Source organism: Aeromicrobium sp. SORGH_AS_0981 (genome assembly GCF_031453195.1).
Lineage (GTDB): Bacteria > Actinomycetota > Actinomycetes > Propionibacteriales > Nocardioidaceae > Aeromicrobium.
On record NZ_JAVIZD010000001.1, the window covers coordinates 2158448 to 2174046 of the forward strand.

14 protein-coding genes are annotated in these 15599 nt (G+C 72.5%); 10 read left to right on the plus strand and 4 right to left on the minus strand.

Going from position 1 to position 15599, the window contains the following annotated elements; translation table 11 throughout:
• Window positions 1-521 precede the first annotated feature (521 nt).
• Together QE370_RS10885 and QE370_RS10890 are read left to right on the plus strand one after the other, a co-directional pair.
• A complete protein-coding gene (locus QE370_RS10885) occupies window positions 522-2234 on the plus strand; it encodes a sodium:solute symporter family protein (protein ID WP_309634359.1) in 1713 nt (570 codons plus the stop codon).
• A gap of 9 nt (window positions 2235-2243) precedes the next feature.
• Window positions 2244-2516: a hypothetical protein gene (locus QE370_RS10890; RefSeq protein ID WP_309634360.1), complete on the plus strand. Its 273-nt coding sequence runs from the start codon at window positions 2244-2246 to the stop codon at window positions 2514-2516.
• Window positions 2517-2572: 56 nt separating this feature from the next.
• Here the strand turns inward: QE370_RS10890 and QE370_RS10895 are convergent, their stop codons facing one another.
• A complete protein-coding gene (locus QE370_RS10895) occupies window positions 2573-3127 on the minus strand; it encodes a 1-acyl-sn-glycerol-3-phosphate acyltransferase (protein ID WP_253026720.1) in 555 nt (184 codons plus the stop codon).
• A 69-nt stretch (window positions 3128-3196) separates the two neighbouring features.
• On the opposite strand from QE370_RS10895, the gene leuS reads away from it, so the two are divergent.
• Together leuS and QE370_RS10905 are read left to right on the plus strand one after the other, a co-directional pair.
• On the plus strand, window positions 3197-6001 hold the full coding sequence (gene leuS, locus QE370_RS10900; protein WP_309634361.1) for a leucine--tRNA ligase: 2805 nt from the start codon (window positions 3197-3199) through the stop codon (window positions 5999-6001).
• Window positions 6002-6016: 15 nt separating this feature from the next.
• Window positions 6017-6874 carry a DegV family protein gene (locus tag QE370_RS10905; protein WP_309634362.1) on the plus strand — a complete coding sequence of 286 codons (858 nt, stop codon included), beginning with the start codon at window positions 6017-6019 and terminating at the stop codon, window positions 6872-6874.
• Here QE370_RS10905 and QE370_RS10910 read toward each other — a convergent pair.
• Window positions 6855-7202: a putative quinol monooxygenase gene (locus QE370_RS10910; RefSeq protein WP_309634363.1), complete on the minus strand. Its 348-nt coding sequence runs from the start codon at window positions 7200-7202 to the stop codon at window positions 6855-6857. The two genes, QE370_RS10905 and QE370_RS10910, sit on opposite strands and share 20 nt — an antisense overlap.
• A gap of 71 nt (window positions 7203-7273) precedes the next feature.
• On the opposite strand from QE370_RS10910, the gene QE370_RS10915 reads away from it, so the two are divergent.
• The 3 genes from QE370_RS10915 to QE370_RS10925 all read left to right on the plus strand — a co-directional run bounded on the left by QE370_RS10915 (window position 7274) and on the right by QE370_RS10925 (window position 10796).
• A complete protein-coding gene (locus tag QE370_RS10915) occupies window positions 7274-7576 on the plus strand; it encodes a helix-turn-helix domain-containing protein (protein ID WP_309634364.1) in 303 nt (100 codons plus the stop codon).
• Window positions 7577-7689: 113 nt separating this feature from the next.
• On the plus strand, window positions 7690-8529 hold the full coding sequence (locus QE370_RS10920) for a helix-hairpin-helix domain-containing protein (RefSeq protein WP_309634365.1): 840 nt from the start codon (window positions 7690-7692) through the stop codon (window positions 8527-8529).
• Entirely contained in the window at window positions 8526-10796 is a 2271-nt protein-coding gene (locus QE370_RS10925) for a ComEC/Rec2 family competence protein (protein ID WP_309634366.1), read from the plus strand. Before QE370_RS10920 ends, QE370_RS10925 begins: the two co-directional genes overlap by 4 nt.
• Here the strand turns inward: QE370_RS10925 and QE370_RS10930 are convergent.
• The gene (locus QE370_RS10930; protein ID WP_309634367.1) at window positions 10781-11593 is read right to left on the minus strand and encodes a DUF1206 domain-containing protein; all 813 of its coding nucleotides are present in this window, start codon (window positions 11591-11593) and stop codon (window positions 10781-10783) included. The genes QE370_RS10925 and QE370_RS10930 overlap by 16 nt on opposite strands.
• Before the next feature lie 62 nt (window positions 11594-11655).
• Between QE370_RS10930 and holA the strand changes: the two genes are divergently transcribed.
• Entirely contained in the window at window positions 11656-12627 is a 972-nt protein-coding gene (gene holA, locus QE370_RS10935) for a DNA polymerase III subunit delta (protein ID WP_309634368.1), read from the plus strand.
• 103 nt (window positions 12628-12730) lie between these two features.
• Here the strand turns inward: holA and rpsT are convergent, their stop codons facing one another.
• Window positions 12731-12991, minus strand: coding sequence for a 30S ribosomal protein S20 (gene rpsT / locus QE370_RS10940; protein ID WP_067858795.1), 261 nt, complete (start codon window positions 12989-12991; stop codon window positions 12731-12733).
• 239 nt (window positions 12992-13230) lie between these two features.
• On the opposite strand from rpsT, the gene QE370_RS10945 reads away from it, so the two are divergent.
• A complete protein-coding gene (locus QE370_RS10945) occupies window positions 13231-13566 on the plus strand; it encodes a hypothetical protein (RefSeq protein WP_067858791.1) in 336 nt (111 codons plus the stop codon).
• A gap of 67 nt (window positions 13567-13633) precedes the next feature.
• Window positions 13634-15502 (plus strand): translation elongation factor 4, encoded by a 1869-nt coding sequence (gene lepA, locus QE370_RS10950; RefSeq protein WP_309634369.1) that lies wholly within the window; start codon window positions 13634-13636, stop codon window positions 15500-15502.
• Window positions 15503-15599 lie beyond the last annotated feature (97 nt).

The following is a 15599-nucleotide window of genomic DNA, read 5'->3' on the forward strand; positions in this document are numbered from 1 at the left end:
AGGTGGCAGATCCACCGCCGACGGGGCCAGACGTGGCAACGATGCTCCCTTCTCGTGGACCGTGCCACGAGAAGGGAGAAGCGCTGCCCACCCCACCCCCAAGTGCACCCAAGCTTCTTCCTTCGTGCGCTTGAGGCTGGACGCTTCTGCGTTGGTGACGGGATCCCGTAGCAGACGCAGAATCCTTGGCCTTCCGCACACGAACGCAGACTCGTGCGTCGACCCCGAGCGCAACCCGCGGCCCGAGAGCCCGACCCAGCGCGGTCGCCAGCCGCCCGGTCGAGGCCCTTTCGGAGATCGCCCCCAGCACCAGCCGAGGCAGCGCGCCAGCAAGACGAGACCCCCTGCGGCAGCGCACCAGCAAGCCCAGACCCCTGCGGCAGCGCACCAGCAGGACGAACGGAAGCCGCACCAGGACGCAACACCGCCCCCGCCCGACCCGGCGCGCGGGGAGGGCGGGGGAGGCGTACGGTGCGGGAGGACCATCCGGTTGTGCACGGGAACCACTTGAGGGGAAGAGGATGCAGGCCATCACCACGACGCTCGCGTCCGCCGACGGGTCGTTCCGGCTCGACGCGGACGTCTTCGACTACACGATCGTCGCGATCTACTTCGCCGTCGTGCTGGGCATCGGCTTCCTGGCCCGACGCCAGGTGTCGACGAGCATCGACTTCTTCCTGTCGGGGCGGTCGCTGCCGGCGTGGGTGACGGGCCTGGCGTTCATCGCCGCGAACCTCGGCGCGGTCGAGATCATGGGCATGAGCGCGAACGGCGCGCAGTACGGCATGGCGACCGTGCACTACTTCTGGATCGGCGCCGTCCCCGCGATGCTCTTCCTCGGCGTCGTGATGATGCCGTTCTACTACGGCTCCGGCGTGCGCAGCGTCCCCGAGTTCATGCGTCGACGCTTCGGCACCGGCGCACACCTGGTCAACGCGCTCAGCTTCTCCGTCGCGCAGCTGCTCATCGCCGGCATCAACCTGTTCCTGCTCGCGACGATCGTCAACCGGCTGCTGGGCTGGCCGCTGTGGGTGTCGCTGGTCGTGGCCGCCGCCGTCGTGCTCAGCTACACGGCGCTCGGCGGGCTGTCGGCGGCGATCTACAACGAGGTCCTGCAGTTCTTCGTCATCGTCGCCGCGCTCGTGCCGCTGACGATCATCGCGCTGCACAAGGTGGGCGGCTGGCAGGGCGTCGTCGACAAGGTCCAGCCCGGGCCCGAGCAGCTGTCGTCGTGGCCGGGCACCGACCTCACCGGCATCGACGACCCGTTCTGGTCCGTGGTCGGGCTGGTCCTCGGGCTCGGCTTCGTCCTGTCGTTCGGGTACTGGACCACCAACTTCGTCGAGGTGCAGCGCGCCATGGCGTCGTCGTCGATGTCGGCCGCCCGGCGCGCCCCGATCATCGGCGCGTTCCCGAAGATGTTCATCCCGTTCGTCGTCATCATCCCGGGCATCATCGCCGCGATCGTCGTCCCCGAGCTCGCGGCGCTCAAGTCCGGCGGCGACGCCCAGGGCGTCACCTACAACGACGCCATCCTGCTACTCATGCGCGACCTGCTGCCCAACGGCATGCTCGGCGTCGCGCTCGCCGGGCTGCTCGCGTCGTTCATGGCCGGCATGGCCGCCAACATCTCCGCGTTCAACACCGTCTTCAGCTACGACCTCTGGCAGCAGTACGTCGTGAAGGACAAGGGGGACGGCTACTACCTGAAGGTCGGACGCGTCGCGACCGTCGGCGCCACCGTCGTCGCCATCGGCACCGCGCTCATCGCGTCGAACTACGACAACCTCATGGACTACCTGCAGACGCTCTTCGGGTTCTTCAACGCGCCGCTGTTCGCCACCTTCATCCTCGGCATGTTCTGGAAGCGCATGACCGCGACCGCCGGCTGGTCCGGCCTCGTCGCCGGCACCGGCGCCGCCGTGCTCGTGGCCGTCCTCAGCGAGGACGCGCTCGGACCTGCCAGCATCGGCGTGATCGGTCTCTCCGGGCAGGGCGCGTCGTTCGTCGCCGCCGGGGCCGCCTTCGCCGTCGACATCCTCGTGAGCGTCGCCGTCACCCTCGTGACCGCACCGAAGCCCGAGAAGGAGCTCGTCGGGCTGGTCTACTCCCTGACGCCCAAGGAGGACCTCGTCGACCCCGACGAAGGTGCGCTGCCCTGGTACCAGTCGCCGGTCAAGCTCGCCGGCATCGGCCTGGTCCTCGTCGTCGTCCTCAACGTGATCTTCCGGTAGGAGCACAGCATGAGAGAGAAGCACACCGCGGGCGCGTTCGACGTCCGCACCCTCATCGGCGGCCTGCTCGGCGTCTACGGCCTGATCCTCACCGGCCTCGGCCTGTTCCGCGCCACCGAGGCCGAGCTGGCCCGCGGCGACGGGCTCAACATCAACCTCTGGGCCGGCATCGGCATGCTCGTGGTGGCCGCCGCGTTCCTGACCTGGGTGCGCGTGCGTCCGCTCGTCGTCCCCGCCGAGCCGACGTCGTCACCCGCCGACGGCACGTCCGACGGCGGCTGAGCCGGGCGCCGCTGTACCTTTCGCCGCCCACGGCCCGGCACCCCCGCCGGGCGGGCCTACTCCTCGCGCAGGCGCGGGACGGTCGCGTTGGCGGGCTTGATGCCGAGCTTGTCGGCGTAGAAGGCGCGGACGACGTCCATGTCGGCGCCGACGTCGTCGGAGGCGACGAACGTCGGGCCGTAGCCCATCGTGCGCGTCGGCGGGTCGAAGAACGCCAGCGTGATCGGCAGGCCGGTCTCGCGGGACAGCCGGTGGAAGCCGGACTTCCAGTACTCGCCCCGCGAGCGCGTTCCCTCGGCGGCGATGACGAGCCGGAAGTCCTCGCCGTCCCGGGCCTCCGCGGCCAGTTCGCCGACCACGCCACCCGCGTCGCGACGGTCCAGCGGCACACCGCCGAGCGCACGCAGGACCCACCCGAGCGGTCCCTTGAACAGCTCCTTCTTCACCAGCACGCGCGGGTGCGCCCCGTCGTGCCACATGACGAGCAGCATCGTCACGAAGTCCCAGTTCGAGGTGTGGGGCGCCCCGACGAGGATCCCGCGCGACGGCGTCTCCCCGACCATCGTGTAGCCCATGCGGCGGATGACGAACCGAGCGAGACGTTGGCGCATGCGGCGAGCGTAGCCGCGTCGGGTGCTCCGCTCGTCGGACCGTCCGTGCCTCGTCGGTAGCATCGTCCGGTGAGCACTGCCGACCGCACCGACGCCGACGACCGTCCCGACACGTCCCACCGCTACACCGCCGCCCTCGCCGCCGAGATCGAGGCGCGCTGGCAGGAGCGCTGGGAGCGCGAGGGCACCTTCGAGGCCCCGAACCCGACCGGCGAGCTCGCGGGCGACGGCGAGCTGCCGGCGTCGACGTACTACCTGATGGACATGTTCCCGTACCCGTCGGGCGCCGGCCTGCACGTCGGCCACCCGCTCGGCTACATCGGCACCGACGTCGTCGGTCGGCACCAGCGGATGCTCGGCAAGAACGTGCTGCACACGCTGGGGTACGACGCGTTCGGCCTGCCGGCGGAGCTGCACGCCATCCAGACCGGCGAGCACCCGCGCGCCAACACCCTCGCGAACATCGCGAACATGCGCCGACAGCTGCGCCGCCTGGGCCTCGGCCACGACCAGCGCCGCTCGTTCGCCACGATCGACCCCGACTTCGTGCGCTGGACGCAGTGGATCTTCCTGCAGATCTTCGACGCCTGGTACGACGAGGAGACCGGTCGCGCGCGACCCATCGCCGAGCTGCGCGAGAAGCTGGGCACCGACGACCCGGCGGTCATCGACCCGCACCGCCTGGCGTACGTCAGCGAGTCGCCGGTGAACTGGTGCCCGGCGCTGGGCACGGTGCTCTCCAACGAGGAGGTCACCGCGGAGGGCCGCAGCGAACGCGGCAACTTCCCGGTGTTCCAGCGCAACCTGCGCCAGTGGCAGATGCGCATCACCGCGTACGCCGACCGCCTGCTCGACGACCTCGAGACCGTCGACTGGCCCGAGCCGGTCAAGCTGATGCAGCGCAACTGGATCGGCCGCTCCCACGGCGCCGAGGTCGAGTTCGACGTGCCGGCGGTCGAGAACGCCGCGATCCGGGTCTTCACGACGCGTCCCGACACGCTGTTCGGCGCCACGTACATGGTCCTGGCCCCCGAGCACGAGCTGGTCGACGCGATCGTCACCGACACCTGGCCCGAGGGCACCGACGAGCGCTGGACCGGCGGAGCCGCCTCGCCCACCGAGGCGGTCGCGGCCTACCGGCACGCGGCGTCGCGCAAGACCGACGTCGAGCGCCAGGAGAGCAAGGAGAAGACGGGAGTCTTCACGGGCGCCTACGCGGTGAACCCGGTCAACGGCGAGCAGGTGCCGGTGTTCGTCGCCGACTACGTGCTCGTCGGCTACGGCACCGGCGCGATCATGGCCGTGCCCGCGCACGACGAGCGCGACTTCGCGTTCGCCACGGCCTTCGGCCTGCCGACGCCGCGGGTCGTCACGGGCGGGGACGAGCTGCCGTGGACGGGGGAGGGCGTGGCCACCGCGTCGTCGAACGACGAGCTCAGCCTCGACGGCCTGTCCGTCGCGGAGGCGAAGGCCCGCATCATCGCGTGGCTGGAGGACAAGGGCCTCGGCACGGGCACCACCACCTACCGCCTGCGCGACTGGCTGTTCTCCCGCCAGCGGTACTGGGGCGAGCCGTTCCCCATCGTCTTCGACGACGAGGGACACCCGCACGCGGTGCCCGACCACCTGCTCCCGGTCGAGCTGCCCGACGTGCCGGACTACTCGCCCCGCACGTTCGAGCCCGACGACGTCACGAGCGAGCCGGAGCCGCCGCTCGGTCGCGCGCACGACTGGCTGGAGGTCGAGCTCGACCTCGGCGACGGCCCACGTCGCTACCGTCGCGACACCAACACGATGCCGAACTGGGCCGGCTCCAGCTGGTACCAGCTGCGCTACCTCGACCCGCACAACGCCGACGCGCTCGTCGACCCGGCCAACGAGGCGTACTGGATGGGTCCCACGGACGCCAAGACGACCGGCGGCGTCGACCTGTACGTCGGCGGTGTCGAGCACGCGGTGCTGCACCTGCTGTACGCGCGCTTCTGGCACAAGGTGCTGTTCGACCTGGGCCACGTGAGCAGCGCCGAGCCGTTCCACCGGTTGGTCAACCAGGGCTACATCCAGGCGTACGCCTTCACCGACGCGCGCGGCACCTACGTGCCGGCCGACGAGGTGGAGGAGCACGTCGCCGACGACGGCAGCACCACCTGGACGTACGAGGGCGCCCCGGTCACCCGCGAGTACGGGAAGATGGGCAAGAGCCTGAAGAACGTCGTGACGCCCGACGAGATGTACGACGAGTACGGCGCCGACACGTTCCGCGTGTACGAGATGAGCATGGGCCCGCTCGACCAGTCGCGACCGTGGGAGACGCGCGCCGTCGTCGGCGCGCAGCGCTTCCTGCAGCGTGTGTGGCGTCTCGTCGTCGACGAGGAGGCCGGCGAGAGCCGTGCCGCCGACGTCGCGCCCGACCGCCCGACGCTGCAGGTCCTGCACCGCACGATCGACGGCGTCGCGGCCGACCTCGACGGCCTGCGGTTCAACACCGCGATCGCGAAGCTGATCGAGCTGACCAACCACTGCACGAAGGCCTCGGTGACCAGCCGCGAGGTGCTCGAGCCGCTCGTGCTGATGCTGGCACCGTTCGCCCCGCACGTGGCGGAGGAGCTGTGGTCGCGGCTCGGGCACGACGCCTCGCTCGCCCACGCGCCGTTCCCGCAGGCCGACCCGAGCCTGCTGGTGGCCGACACCGTCACCTGCGTCGTGCAGGTCCAGGGCAAGGTCCGCGCGAAGCTCGACGTCGCGCCCGACGTGTCCGAGGAGGAGCTGACCTCCCTCGCGCTGGCCGAGGAGAACGTGCAGCGAGCCATCGACGGCCGCGAGGTCCGCAAGACGATCGTGCGCGCCCCCAAGCTCGTCAACGTCGTGGTCTGAGGGGACGGGACCGACATGGCGGCGCGACGCATCGCGGTGGTGACCGACTCCACCGCCTCCCTCGACCCGGCCGACGCCGAGCGCGAGGGCATCACCGTCGTGCCCCTCAAGCTCGTCATCGGGGCGGCGACCTTCACGGAGGGCGTCGACGCGACGCCGGACGACGTGGCGCAGGCGCTCAAGGACTTCGTGCCGGTGAGCACGTCGCGCCCGACGCCCGAGGAGTTCGCCGCGGTCTACGCCCGCCTCGCGCAGGAGGGGCACGACGCGATCGTCTCCGTGCACCTGAGCACCGAGATCTCCGGCACCTTCGAGTCGGCGCAGGTGGCTGCGCGGGAGGCCCCGGTGCCCGTCATGTGCGTCGACACCCGACAGGTCGGGATCGCGACCGGGTTCGCCGCAGGGCGGGCGGCCGCGGTCGCGCGGTCGGGTGGCGACGAGGCCGCCGCCGTCGGGGCGGCCCTGGCCGCGGGCGAGTCGTCGAGCGTGCTCATGTACGTGGACACCCTCGAGTACCTGCGCCGCGGTGGACGCGTCGGCGCTGCCACGGCCCTGATCGGCTCGGCCCTCGCCGTGAAGCCGTTGCTCACGCTGCGCGACGGCGTGGTGGTGCCGCTGGAGCGCGTCCGCACGTCGGCCAAGGCGGTGGCGCGGCTCGAGGCCCTGGTCGCGGAGGCGGCCGAGGCCGCGACCGAGGGCTACGACATCGGGGTGCAGCACCTCGCGAACCCCGACCTCGCCGACCAGGTCGCGGAGCGGCTGGCTGGTGCGCTGGGCCGTGACCGTGTGCCGGTCAACGAGGTCGGCGCGGTCATCGGCGCGCACGTGGGCCCCGGCATGCTCGCGGTGACGGTCACGCCCCGTCTGGGGTAGGCGCAGGCGCCAGCGGCGTCCAGAAGGTGACCTCGAGGTCGCCGGTCAGGAGCTCGTGGCGCCGGTCGAGGAACTCCTGCATCGTGGGTGTCGCGAGGTGCGCCGCCAGGGCGGCGCCGTCGGCCCACTGCTCGTAGAACCTGAGGTCGCCGTCGGGGCCGCGGTGCAGCTCGTAGACGCGGCAGCCGGCCTCGGCGCGCGTGGGGGCGAGGAAGGAGCGCAGGGTGCGCTCGAGCTCGTCGGCCCGTCCCGGTCGCGCGCGTGCGGTGCCGACGAGGGCGACAGGCGTGGGGGAGTGCAGCACGGCCTCAGGTACGATCTCGCTCATACCTGCGACCCTAGGACGGGACGCAGGTACGATGCAAGACGTACCTCAGGAGACCGACGGAGGGAGCGCAGGTGACGGACCGGGAACCCGGGGTGCCGGCAGACCTCCAGGCCGTGCTCGCGGCCCTGGCCGACCCGCACCGGCGGCGGGTCGTCAGCAGCCTCGCGCGCGAGGACGCCGACGTCGAGCGACCCTGCGGCTCCTTCGACCTGCCGGTCTCCAAGGCGACGCGGACGCACCACTTCCGCGTGCTGCGCGAGGCCGGCCTGGTCGAGCAGCGCTTCCACGGCAACGGCAGCAGCGTCAGGCTCCCGCGTGACGACATCGAGCGCACCTACCCGGGGCTGCTCGCGCTCCTCGTCGCCGAGGACTGACGACCGCTCCGTCTGCAGGTCCTGTCCACAGGGGTCGACGGCGACGGCGTTCGTCGTCCACAGGCGCCACGACGACCCGCTCCAGGACGTCGCGAGGTGCCTAGCGTCGAGGGGTGAGCACCCCACGGCACGGACCTCGTCCGGCACCACCCCAGGAGACCCGCGCCGAGGTCGCGCGGCGCCGGCTCGCGCAGCTCGCCGCGTCGTTCGAGGCCACCCACGACGAGGACCCGTTCGACCGGCTGGTGGGTCCCGTGCAGCACCCGGCGGACCCGACCCCCGACGTCGCCGAGCGCGGGTCGCCCGCGCCCGGTCGACGTCGTGCGGACCCCAGGCCGCGCGGGGGACTGTCCGGCGTGCACCTGCGGGTCGTGGCCACGGCCGCGGTCGCGGCGGGCGTGCTCCTCACCTGGTGGCTCCTGGCGGAGCGCCCGCGCACGTCCGACGTCGACCGACCGCTCGAGGTCTCGGCCCGGGCCGACCCGACGGGTGCTTCGGCGGCCGAAGGCGGCGCGGAGGACGACGGGCGCGTCGTCGTCGACGTGGCCGGTCAGGTCAGGCGGCCCGGCATCGTCACGCTGCCCGCGGGGTCGCGGGTCCATGAGGCCATCGAGCGGGCCGGCGGGATCAAGGGCGCGCTCGACCAGCCGACGCTCAACCTTGCACGCGTCCTCGTGGACGGCGAGCAGATCCTCGTCGGCGTCGACCCTCCCGCAGCCGCCGTGGCCGGCCCGGGTGCGGGCGGCACGGGCGGGCCGGGCGTCGCCGTCAACCTCAACACGGCCACGCTCGAGGAGCTCGACGCGCTGCCCGGGGTCGGTCCGGTCACCGCGCAGGCGATCCTCGACTGGCGCACCGAGAACGGGCGCTTCACGTCGGTCGACGACCTGCTCGACGTCGCCGGCATCGGCGAGAAGACCCTCGAGGACCTCCGCGACCGCGTGAGCGTGTGAGGCGCCCGGTCCTGGCCCTCGCCGGCGTCGACGTCCGGCTGGTGCCGGCGGCGCTCGGGGCGTGGGCCGTCACCGCCTGGGGCGTGACCGCCGGGCAGGGCGCCACCGTGGCGGTGGCTCTCGGGGCGGTCGTGGTCGCGGGCGCCGGGGCCCGGCGCTGGCCCCGCGTCGCGCTGGTGGCGGTGGCGGTGGCCGCCGTCGCGACGTCGGTGACCTGGCGGCTCGGCGACGTCCGCGCGACCCCGACGTCGGCGCTCGCCGAGCAGCGGGCGCGGGTGACGCTCGAGGTGCAAGTGAGTCGCGACGCGCGCACCTTCGAGGGCGTCGGTGGTCCTGGCACGGTCGTGGGCCTCGTGGTGCTGCGGCTGCGCGACCAGCGCGGTCGGGTGCACGGCGTCCGCGACCCCGTGACGGCCTTCCTGGTCGGCGAGCACCGCGACCTCGTCGTCGGTCGCCGGCTCACGGTCGACGGTCGACTGTCGCCGCCCGACGACGACCAGGACACCGCGACGCTGCGGGTCGAGCGACGCTCCGCCGTGCAGGGCAGCTCCTGGTGGTGGTCGGCCTCCGAGCGCGTCCGAGCCGGTGTGCGCCACGCCGTCGACCACGTGCCCGGCGCACCCGCCGCCCTCGTTCCTGCCCTCGTGGTCGGTGACGACGCCGACCTCTCGCCGCGCGTCGAGGAGGAGTTCCGACGCACCGGCCTGACGCACCTGCTGGCCGTCTCGGGGACGAACCTGACCATCGTGCTCGCCCTGGTGCTGGCGGTGGCGCGAGCGGGCCGGGCCCCGCCCCGCGTGCTCCTGGCGGTGGGTCTGCTCGGCGTCGTCGGGTTCGTGCTGCTGGCGCGGCCCGAGCCGAGCGTGCTCCGTGCCGCCGGCATGGGGGTCGTCGGCCTCGCGGCCCTGGGGCTGGGGTCGCGCGGTGGTGTCCGCACGCTCTGCGTCGCGGTCGTGGCGCTGCTGTTCTGCGACCCCTGGCTCTCGCGCGCGGCGGGGTTCGTGCTGTCCGTCAGCGCGACCGCCGGCATCCTGCTGCTCGCGCCGCCCTTCGTGCGGGCACTGGAGCGGTGGACACCGCGGTGGGTGGCCGTCGCGGTCGCCGTGCCACTCGCCGCACAGGCGGCCTGCACGCCGGTGATCGCGGCGCTCTCGTCCGAGGTGTCGGTCGTCGCCGTCGTCGCCAACCTCCTTGCGGCGCCGGCGGTCGCGCCCGCGACGGTACTGGGGCTGGTGGCCGGGCTCCTCGACCTCGTCGTCCCGTCGGTCGCCTCGGTCCTCGGCACCGTGGCCGCGGCCTGCGCCGGCTGGATCGTGCTCGTGGCGCACCACGCCGCGGCCCTTCCCGGGGCGAGCCTGGTGTGGCCCTACCCGTGGTGGTGGCTGCTGGGCGTCGTGCCGGTCGCGCTCTGGCTCGGCCGCCGTGCGGCCTCGCGTCCGGCCGTCGCGACCGGTCTGGTGCTGGGGCTGGCCCTGGCGATGCTGCGACCGCCCAGCCCCGGGTGGCCACCGCGCGGGTGGGTGATGGTGCAGTGCGACGTCGGCCAGGGCGACGCCACCGTGCTGCGCTCCGGCCCGGAGGAGGCGGTGGTCGTCGACGCCGGTCTCGAGCCCGTCGACGTCGACCGCTGCCTGCGCGGCCTCGGCGTGCGGCGCGTCCCGGCTCTCGTGCTGACGCACGGCGACGCCGACCACGTGGGCGGTAGGTCGGGGGTGGCGGCCGGTCGTGCGGTCGGCGCGGTGCTCGTCGGACGTCCGGGGCCCACCGTGCCAGGGGTCCCCACCCGCACCGTGTCGCGGGGCGACCGCGTCGTGGTGGGCGACCTGACGGCCGACGTGCTCTGGCCGCGGGCCCGGCCCGGCGCGGGGACGGGTCGGAGGGTCGAGGTCGACCGCAACGCCGACAGCGTGGTGCTGCGGGTGGTGGTGCGGGGCGTGACGCTGCTGCTGACCGGCGACGTGGGGGAGGAGGCGCAGGAGCACGTGCTCCGCGCCGGCAGCGTCGTGCGGGCCGACGTGCTGAAGGTGGCGCACCACGGCAGCGCCGACACGTCGTGGCGGTTCACGCGTGCGGTCGCGCCACGCCTGGCCACCGTGTCCGTCGGGGCCGACAACGACTACGGGCACCCCAGCGGCACCGCCCTGCGGATGCTGCGCCAGGTCGGCGCGGTGGTGCACCGCACCGACCACGAGGGCGACGTCGCTGTCGTCGTGCGCGACGGTCGGCTGTCGGTCGTGTCGCGGGGGAGCGGTCAGCGGTCGAGGTAGCGCGCCCGCGCGAGGCACCAGACGCCGTACAGGCCGATCCCCACCGCGATGAGCGCCAGCAACCACGGTCCGAAGGGCTGCTGCAGGACCGTGCGCAGGGCCTCGTCGAGGCCGCCCGAGCGGTCGGCGTCGTGGGTCAGCGCGGCGAAGCAGAACAGGGTCCCGACCAGCCCGATGGCGACCCCCTTCGCCACGTGCCCGACCGCGCCGAGACGCAGGAGCCAGTCACCCGAGGTGCCGCTCAGACCCTCCGGCGCGAGGTGCTCGCGGTGCCGGTCGCTGAGTCCGCGCCATGCCGTCCACGCGCCGTAGCCCACGACGGCGAGCCCGGCCACGCCCACGACCACCGCGCCGGCGGGCAGGGCCAGGGCCCGCGCCGTCCAGGTCTCGCTGCCCGAACCTCCGGAGTCGCTGCTGCGGGTGACGACCTGCACCCCGCTCGAGCCCACGACGCCGTAGACCACCGCCTTGACCAGGTCGGCCCCGCGAGCCGCCCACAGCGTCGCGCCCTCGTCGTCGCGGTGCCCGACGGCCGCCTCGAGCACGCGCCACAGGACGAGCACCGCCATCCCCGCGACCACGAGCCAGAGCACGGTCCGGCCGAACGGCTGCTGCGCCAGCTCGGCCAGCGCGCCGCGGGTGTCGGCCGAGCCGCTGCGGTGCCCGAACGCGAGCTGCAGCGCGAGGAACGCCAGCACGAGGTGCACGAGGCCGTAGGCCACGAAGCCGAAGCGGACAAGGTGGTCCACCCACGCGTCGTCGGCGTGGGCGACGACGTCGTCGGCGTCGAGCGGCATGGCGAGAGCGTACGCCCGCGTCGTCCGACGGGCGCGTCGGAGCGGACGACTACGCTGGGCGCGTGGCGTCGCCGTTCGGGAAGATCCTGCTCATCACCGGGAGCTCGGAGTACCTGTCCGACCGCACCCGGGCGCGCGCCGTGGCCGGCATCAAGGCCGCCGACGCCGAGTGCGAGGTCGCCACCGCCACGTCGGGCGGCCTCGGGGCGGGCGAGATCGCGGGACTCACCAGTCCGTCGCTGTTCAGCTCCGCCAGCGCCCTCGTCCTGACCGAGCTGCAGGACCTGCCCGACGTCGCCCAGGGCGAGCTGCTCGCCTACGCGAAGGACCCCAGCCCCGACGTCGCCGTCGTGCTCGTGCACGGGGGAGGGCAGAAGGGCAAGGGTCTGCTCGACAAGCTGCGCGCCCAGGCGGCCGTCCACGAGGTCAAGAACGAGGCGCCGAAGTACGAGCGCGACCACGCGCGATGGGTGGCCGGTGAGCTGCGCGACCTCGGCACCCGCATCGACGAGGAGGCCGCGACGCTGCTGGTCGCCGCCGTCGGCCAGGACCTGCGCGCCCTCGCCGGTGCCGCCGACCAGCTCGCCGCGACCCTCGACTCCGGCAGCGAGGTGACGGTCGAGGTCGTGCGCCGCTACTTCGGCGGCCGGGCCGACGTGCGCGGCTACGAGATCGCCGACGCCGCCATCGAGGGCCGCATCAACGTCGCGCTCGAGCAGGCGCGCTGGGCCGAGACCGCCAAGGTCGCGCCGGTGCTGATCACGAGCGCCCTTGCCGCGGGCCTGCGACAGCTCGCCCGCCTCGCCGACGCGCCACCGCGGCTGGGCGAGGGCGAGCTGGCCCGCCACGTCGGCGCGCCGCCGTTCAAGGTGCGCGTGCTGCGGCGTCAGCTGCAGGGCTGGGAGCCGTCGGGCCTGGCCCGCGCGCTCGACGCGGTCGCGCAGGCCGACATCGACGTCAAGGGCGGCGCGGCCGATCCCGCCTACGCCGTCGAGCGCATGGTGCTGCAGGTGGCGGCTGCGCGTCGGCGTTGACGTCGCGCACGTGTGGGACGGACTTGCGGCGCTCGACCGTGCCCGAGCACGACGAAGGCCCCCGGCACTGCCGGGGGCCTTCGTCGATGCTGTGGGGCTGCGGTCAGAGCGACGCGGCCTTCTTGGCGATGGCCGACTTGCGGTTGGCCGCCTGGTTCTTGTGGATGACGCCCTTGCTGGCAGCCTTGTCGAGCTTCTTGCCCGCCTCGGCGGCGTACGCCTTGGCCTGGTCGGTCTCGCCGGCCTCGACCGCAGCGTGGAAGCGACGGACGGCCGTCTTCAGCGCCGAACGCACCGACTTGTTGCGCTCGCGAGCGGCCTCGTTCTGACGGTTCCGCTTGATCTGCGACTTGATGTTCGCCACGTGGCTGACCTGTTCTCTCGTGCGTGAAGGAAATGTGCTGCAAGTGTGAGGGCGTGCGTGCGGGCACGCGACCACCCACAGTACCAGCGAGCACCGTGCGCCCCCAAATCAACCCCGAAGGCCCCCTCCACCCACCCGCCCTGCCCTCGCCCGCGTTCTGTGGACCTGATGACGAAAGGCGGCGCGAAAACCGTCGCCAGGTCCACAGAACGCGGGGAGGGGGTCCTACGATCCGAGGCATGCAGACGCTCTACGACGTCCTGGTCTGGCTCCACGTCCTCAGCTGGGTGGTGGCCCTCGTCGGCTACGTGACGACGATCCGCCGGCCCCAGCTCAACCTCGCGATGGTGGTCGGCGTGACCGCCGCCTTCGTGCTCGGTGTCGTGCTGACCGGCGTCGCGCCCGCGGCCGACGTCGACCTGAACTACGCCAAGATCGGGCTCAAGCTGGCCATCGCCTTCGTCGCGGTGGGCCTCGCCCACGGCACCCGACGTCGCCCGACGCCGAACCCGTTCGCACACGTCGTGGCGGGCCTGGTCGTGGTCAACGTCGCCATCGCCTACCTCTGGACGTGAGCCCGGGCGGGCACGCCCCGGTGGGCGTGCTCACGGGCCTCGCCCCGGATGGGAGGATGGGTGCACCATGACGAGCACCACGACGCCGGGCGCGGCGCCCCAGCCGGGTTCGACCGACCCGTCCCTCCTGCGCAACTTCTGCATCATCGCGCACATCGACCACGGCAAGTCGACGCTGGCCGACCGCATGCTGCAGCTCACCGGCGTCGTCGACGAGCGTGCTGCGCGGGCCCAGTACCTCGACCGCATGGACATCGAGCGCGAGCGTGGCATCACGATCAAGAGCCAGGCCGTCCGCATGCCGTTCACCAAGAGCGCGGGCGACGACGCCGGGACGCACTACGTGCTCAACATGATCGACACCCCCGGCCACGTCGACTTCACCTACGAGGTGAGCCGCTCGCTGGAGGCGTGCGAGGGCGCCATCCTGCTCGTCGACGCCGCCCAGGGGATCGAGGCGCAGACGCTGGCGAACCTGTACCTGGCCATGGACGCCGACCTGCACATCATCCCCGTGCTGAACAAGATCGACCTGCCCGGCGCGCAGCCGGAGAAGTACGCCGAGGAGATCGCCGGCATCATCGGCGGCGACCCCGACGACGTGCTGCGCGTGTCGGCCAAGACCGGCCAGGGTGTCGAGGCGCTGCTCAACCTCATCGTCGACGAGGTGCCGCCGCCGGAGGGGGACGCCGACGGTCCGCCGCGGGCGCTGATCTTCGACTCCGTCTACGACACGTACCGCGGCGTCATCACCTACGTCCGCGTCGTCGACGGTCGGCTCAGCCACCGCGACAAGATCAAGATGATGTCGACGAACGCCGTGCACGAGATGCTCGAGGTCGGCGTCATCAGCCCCGAGCCGGTCAAGGCCGACCACCTCGGCGTCGGCGAGGTCGGCTACCTCATCACGGGGGTGAAGGAGGTGCGCCAGTCGCGCGTCGGTGACACCGTCACGTCGAACGCGCGCCCGGCCGACGAGCCGCTCGGTGGCTACGCGCACCCCAACCCGATGGTCTTCTCGGGCCTCTACCCGATCGACGGCGACGACTTCTCGACCCTGCGCGAGGCCCTCGAGAAGCTGCAGCTCAACGACGCCGCCCTGGTGTACGAGCCGGAGTCGTCGGGCGCGCTGGGCTTCGGCTTCCGCATCGGCTTCCTCGGCCTGCTCCACCTGGAGATCGTGCGCGAGCGGCTCGAGCGCGAGTTCGACCTCGACCTCATCTCCACGGCGCCGAACGTCGTCTACAAGGTGGTCATGGAGGACGGTCGCGAGATCGTCGTCACCAACCCGAGCGAGTACCCGTCGGACGGCAAGATCGCCTCGGTGCACGAGCCGATCGTCTCCGCGACGATCCTCGCGCCGTCGGACTACATCGGCGTCATCATGGAGCTCTGCCAGGCCCGCCGCGGCCAGCTGAACGGCATGGACTACCTGTCCGAGGACCGCGTCGAGATCCGCTACACGCTGCCCATGGGCGAGATCATGTTCGACTTCTTCGACGCGCTGAAGAGCCGCACGAAGGGCTACGCGTCGCTGAACTACGAGCTCGCCGGCGAGCAGCAGGCCGACCTCGTGAAGGTCGACATCATGCTGCAGGGCGAGGTGGTCGACGCGTTCAGCGCCATCGTCCACCGCGACTCCGCCTACGCGTACGGCGTGATGCTCGCGGGCAAGCTCAAGGAGCTCATCCCGCGCCAGCAGTTCGAGGTGCCCATCCAGGCCGCCATCGGCGCGCGCATCATCGCCCGCGAGAACATCCGCGCGATGCGCAAGGACGTCCTCGCCAAGTGCTACGGCGGCGACATCAGCCGCAAGCGCAAGCTGCTGGAGAAGCAGAAGGAGGGCAAGAAGCGGATGAAGAACATCGGCCGCGTCGAGGTCCCCCAGGAGGCGTTCATCGCCGCCCTCTCCACCGGAGACGCGTCCCCCAAGTGACCGACGCGGCGTCGTGACGACCTCGCGACGTTTTGTCGGCAGCTTTCCGTCGCCAAGTCCCCAAAGCGCGGGGGAGGGGTCCGGAGCCGAACCGCGC

What these genes read in the sequence shown, in the direction of transcription:
- QE370_RS10885 (WP_309634359.1), top strand. Translation starts at nt 522, where the DNA reads ATGCAGGCCATCACCACGACGCTCGCGTCCGCCGACGGGTCGTTCCGG.
- QE370_RS10910 (WP_309634363.1), bottom strand. Translation starts at nt 7,202, where the DNA reads ATGAGCGAGATCGTACCTGAGGCCGTGCTGCACTCCCCCACGCCTGTC.
- QE370_RS10890 (WP_309634360.1), top strand. Translation starts at nt 2,244, where the DNA reads ATGAGAGAGAAGCACACCGCGGGCGCGTTCGACGTCCGCACCCTCATC.
- QE370_RS10905 (WP_309634362.1), top strand. Translation starts at nt 6,017, where the DNA reads ATGGCGGCGCGACGCATCGCGGTGGTGACCGACTCCACCGCCTCCCTC.
- QE370_RS10930 (WP_309634367.1), bottom strand. Translation starts at nt 11,593, where the DNA reads ATGCCGCTCGACGCCGACGACGTCGTCGCCCACGCCGACGACGCGTGG.
- lepA (WP_309634369.1), top strand. Translation starts at nt 13,634, where the DNA reads ATGACGAGCACCACGACGCCGGGCGCGGCGCCCCAGCCGGGTTCGACC.
- QE370_RS10945 (WP_067858791.1), top strand. Translation starts at nt 13,231, where the DNA reads ATGCAGACGCTCTACGACGTCCTGGTCTGGCTCCACGTCCTCAGCTGG.
- QE370_RS10895 (WP_253026720.1), bottom strand. Translation starts at nt 3,127, where the DNA reads ATGCGCCAACGTCTCGCTCGGTTCGTCATCCGCCGCATGGGCTACACG.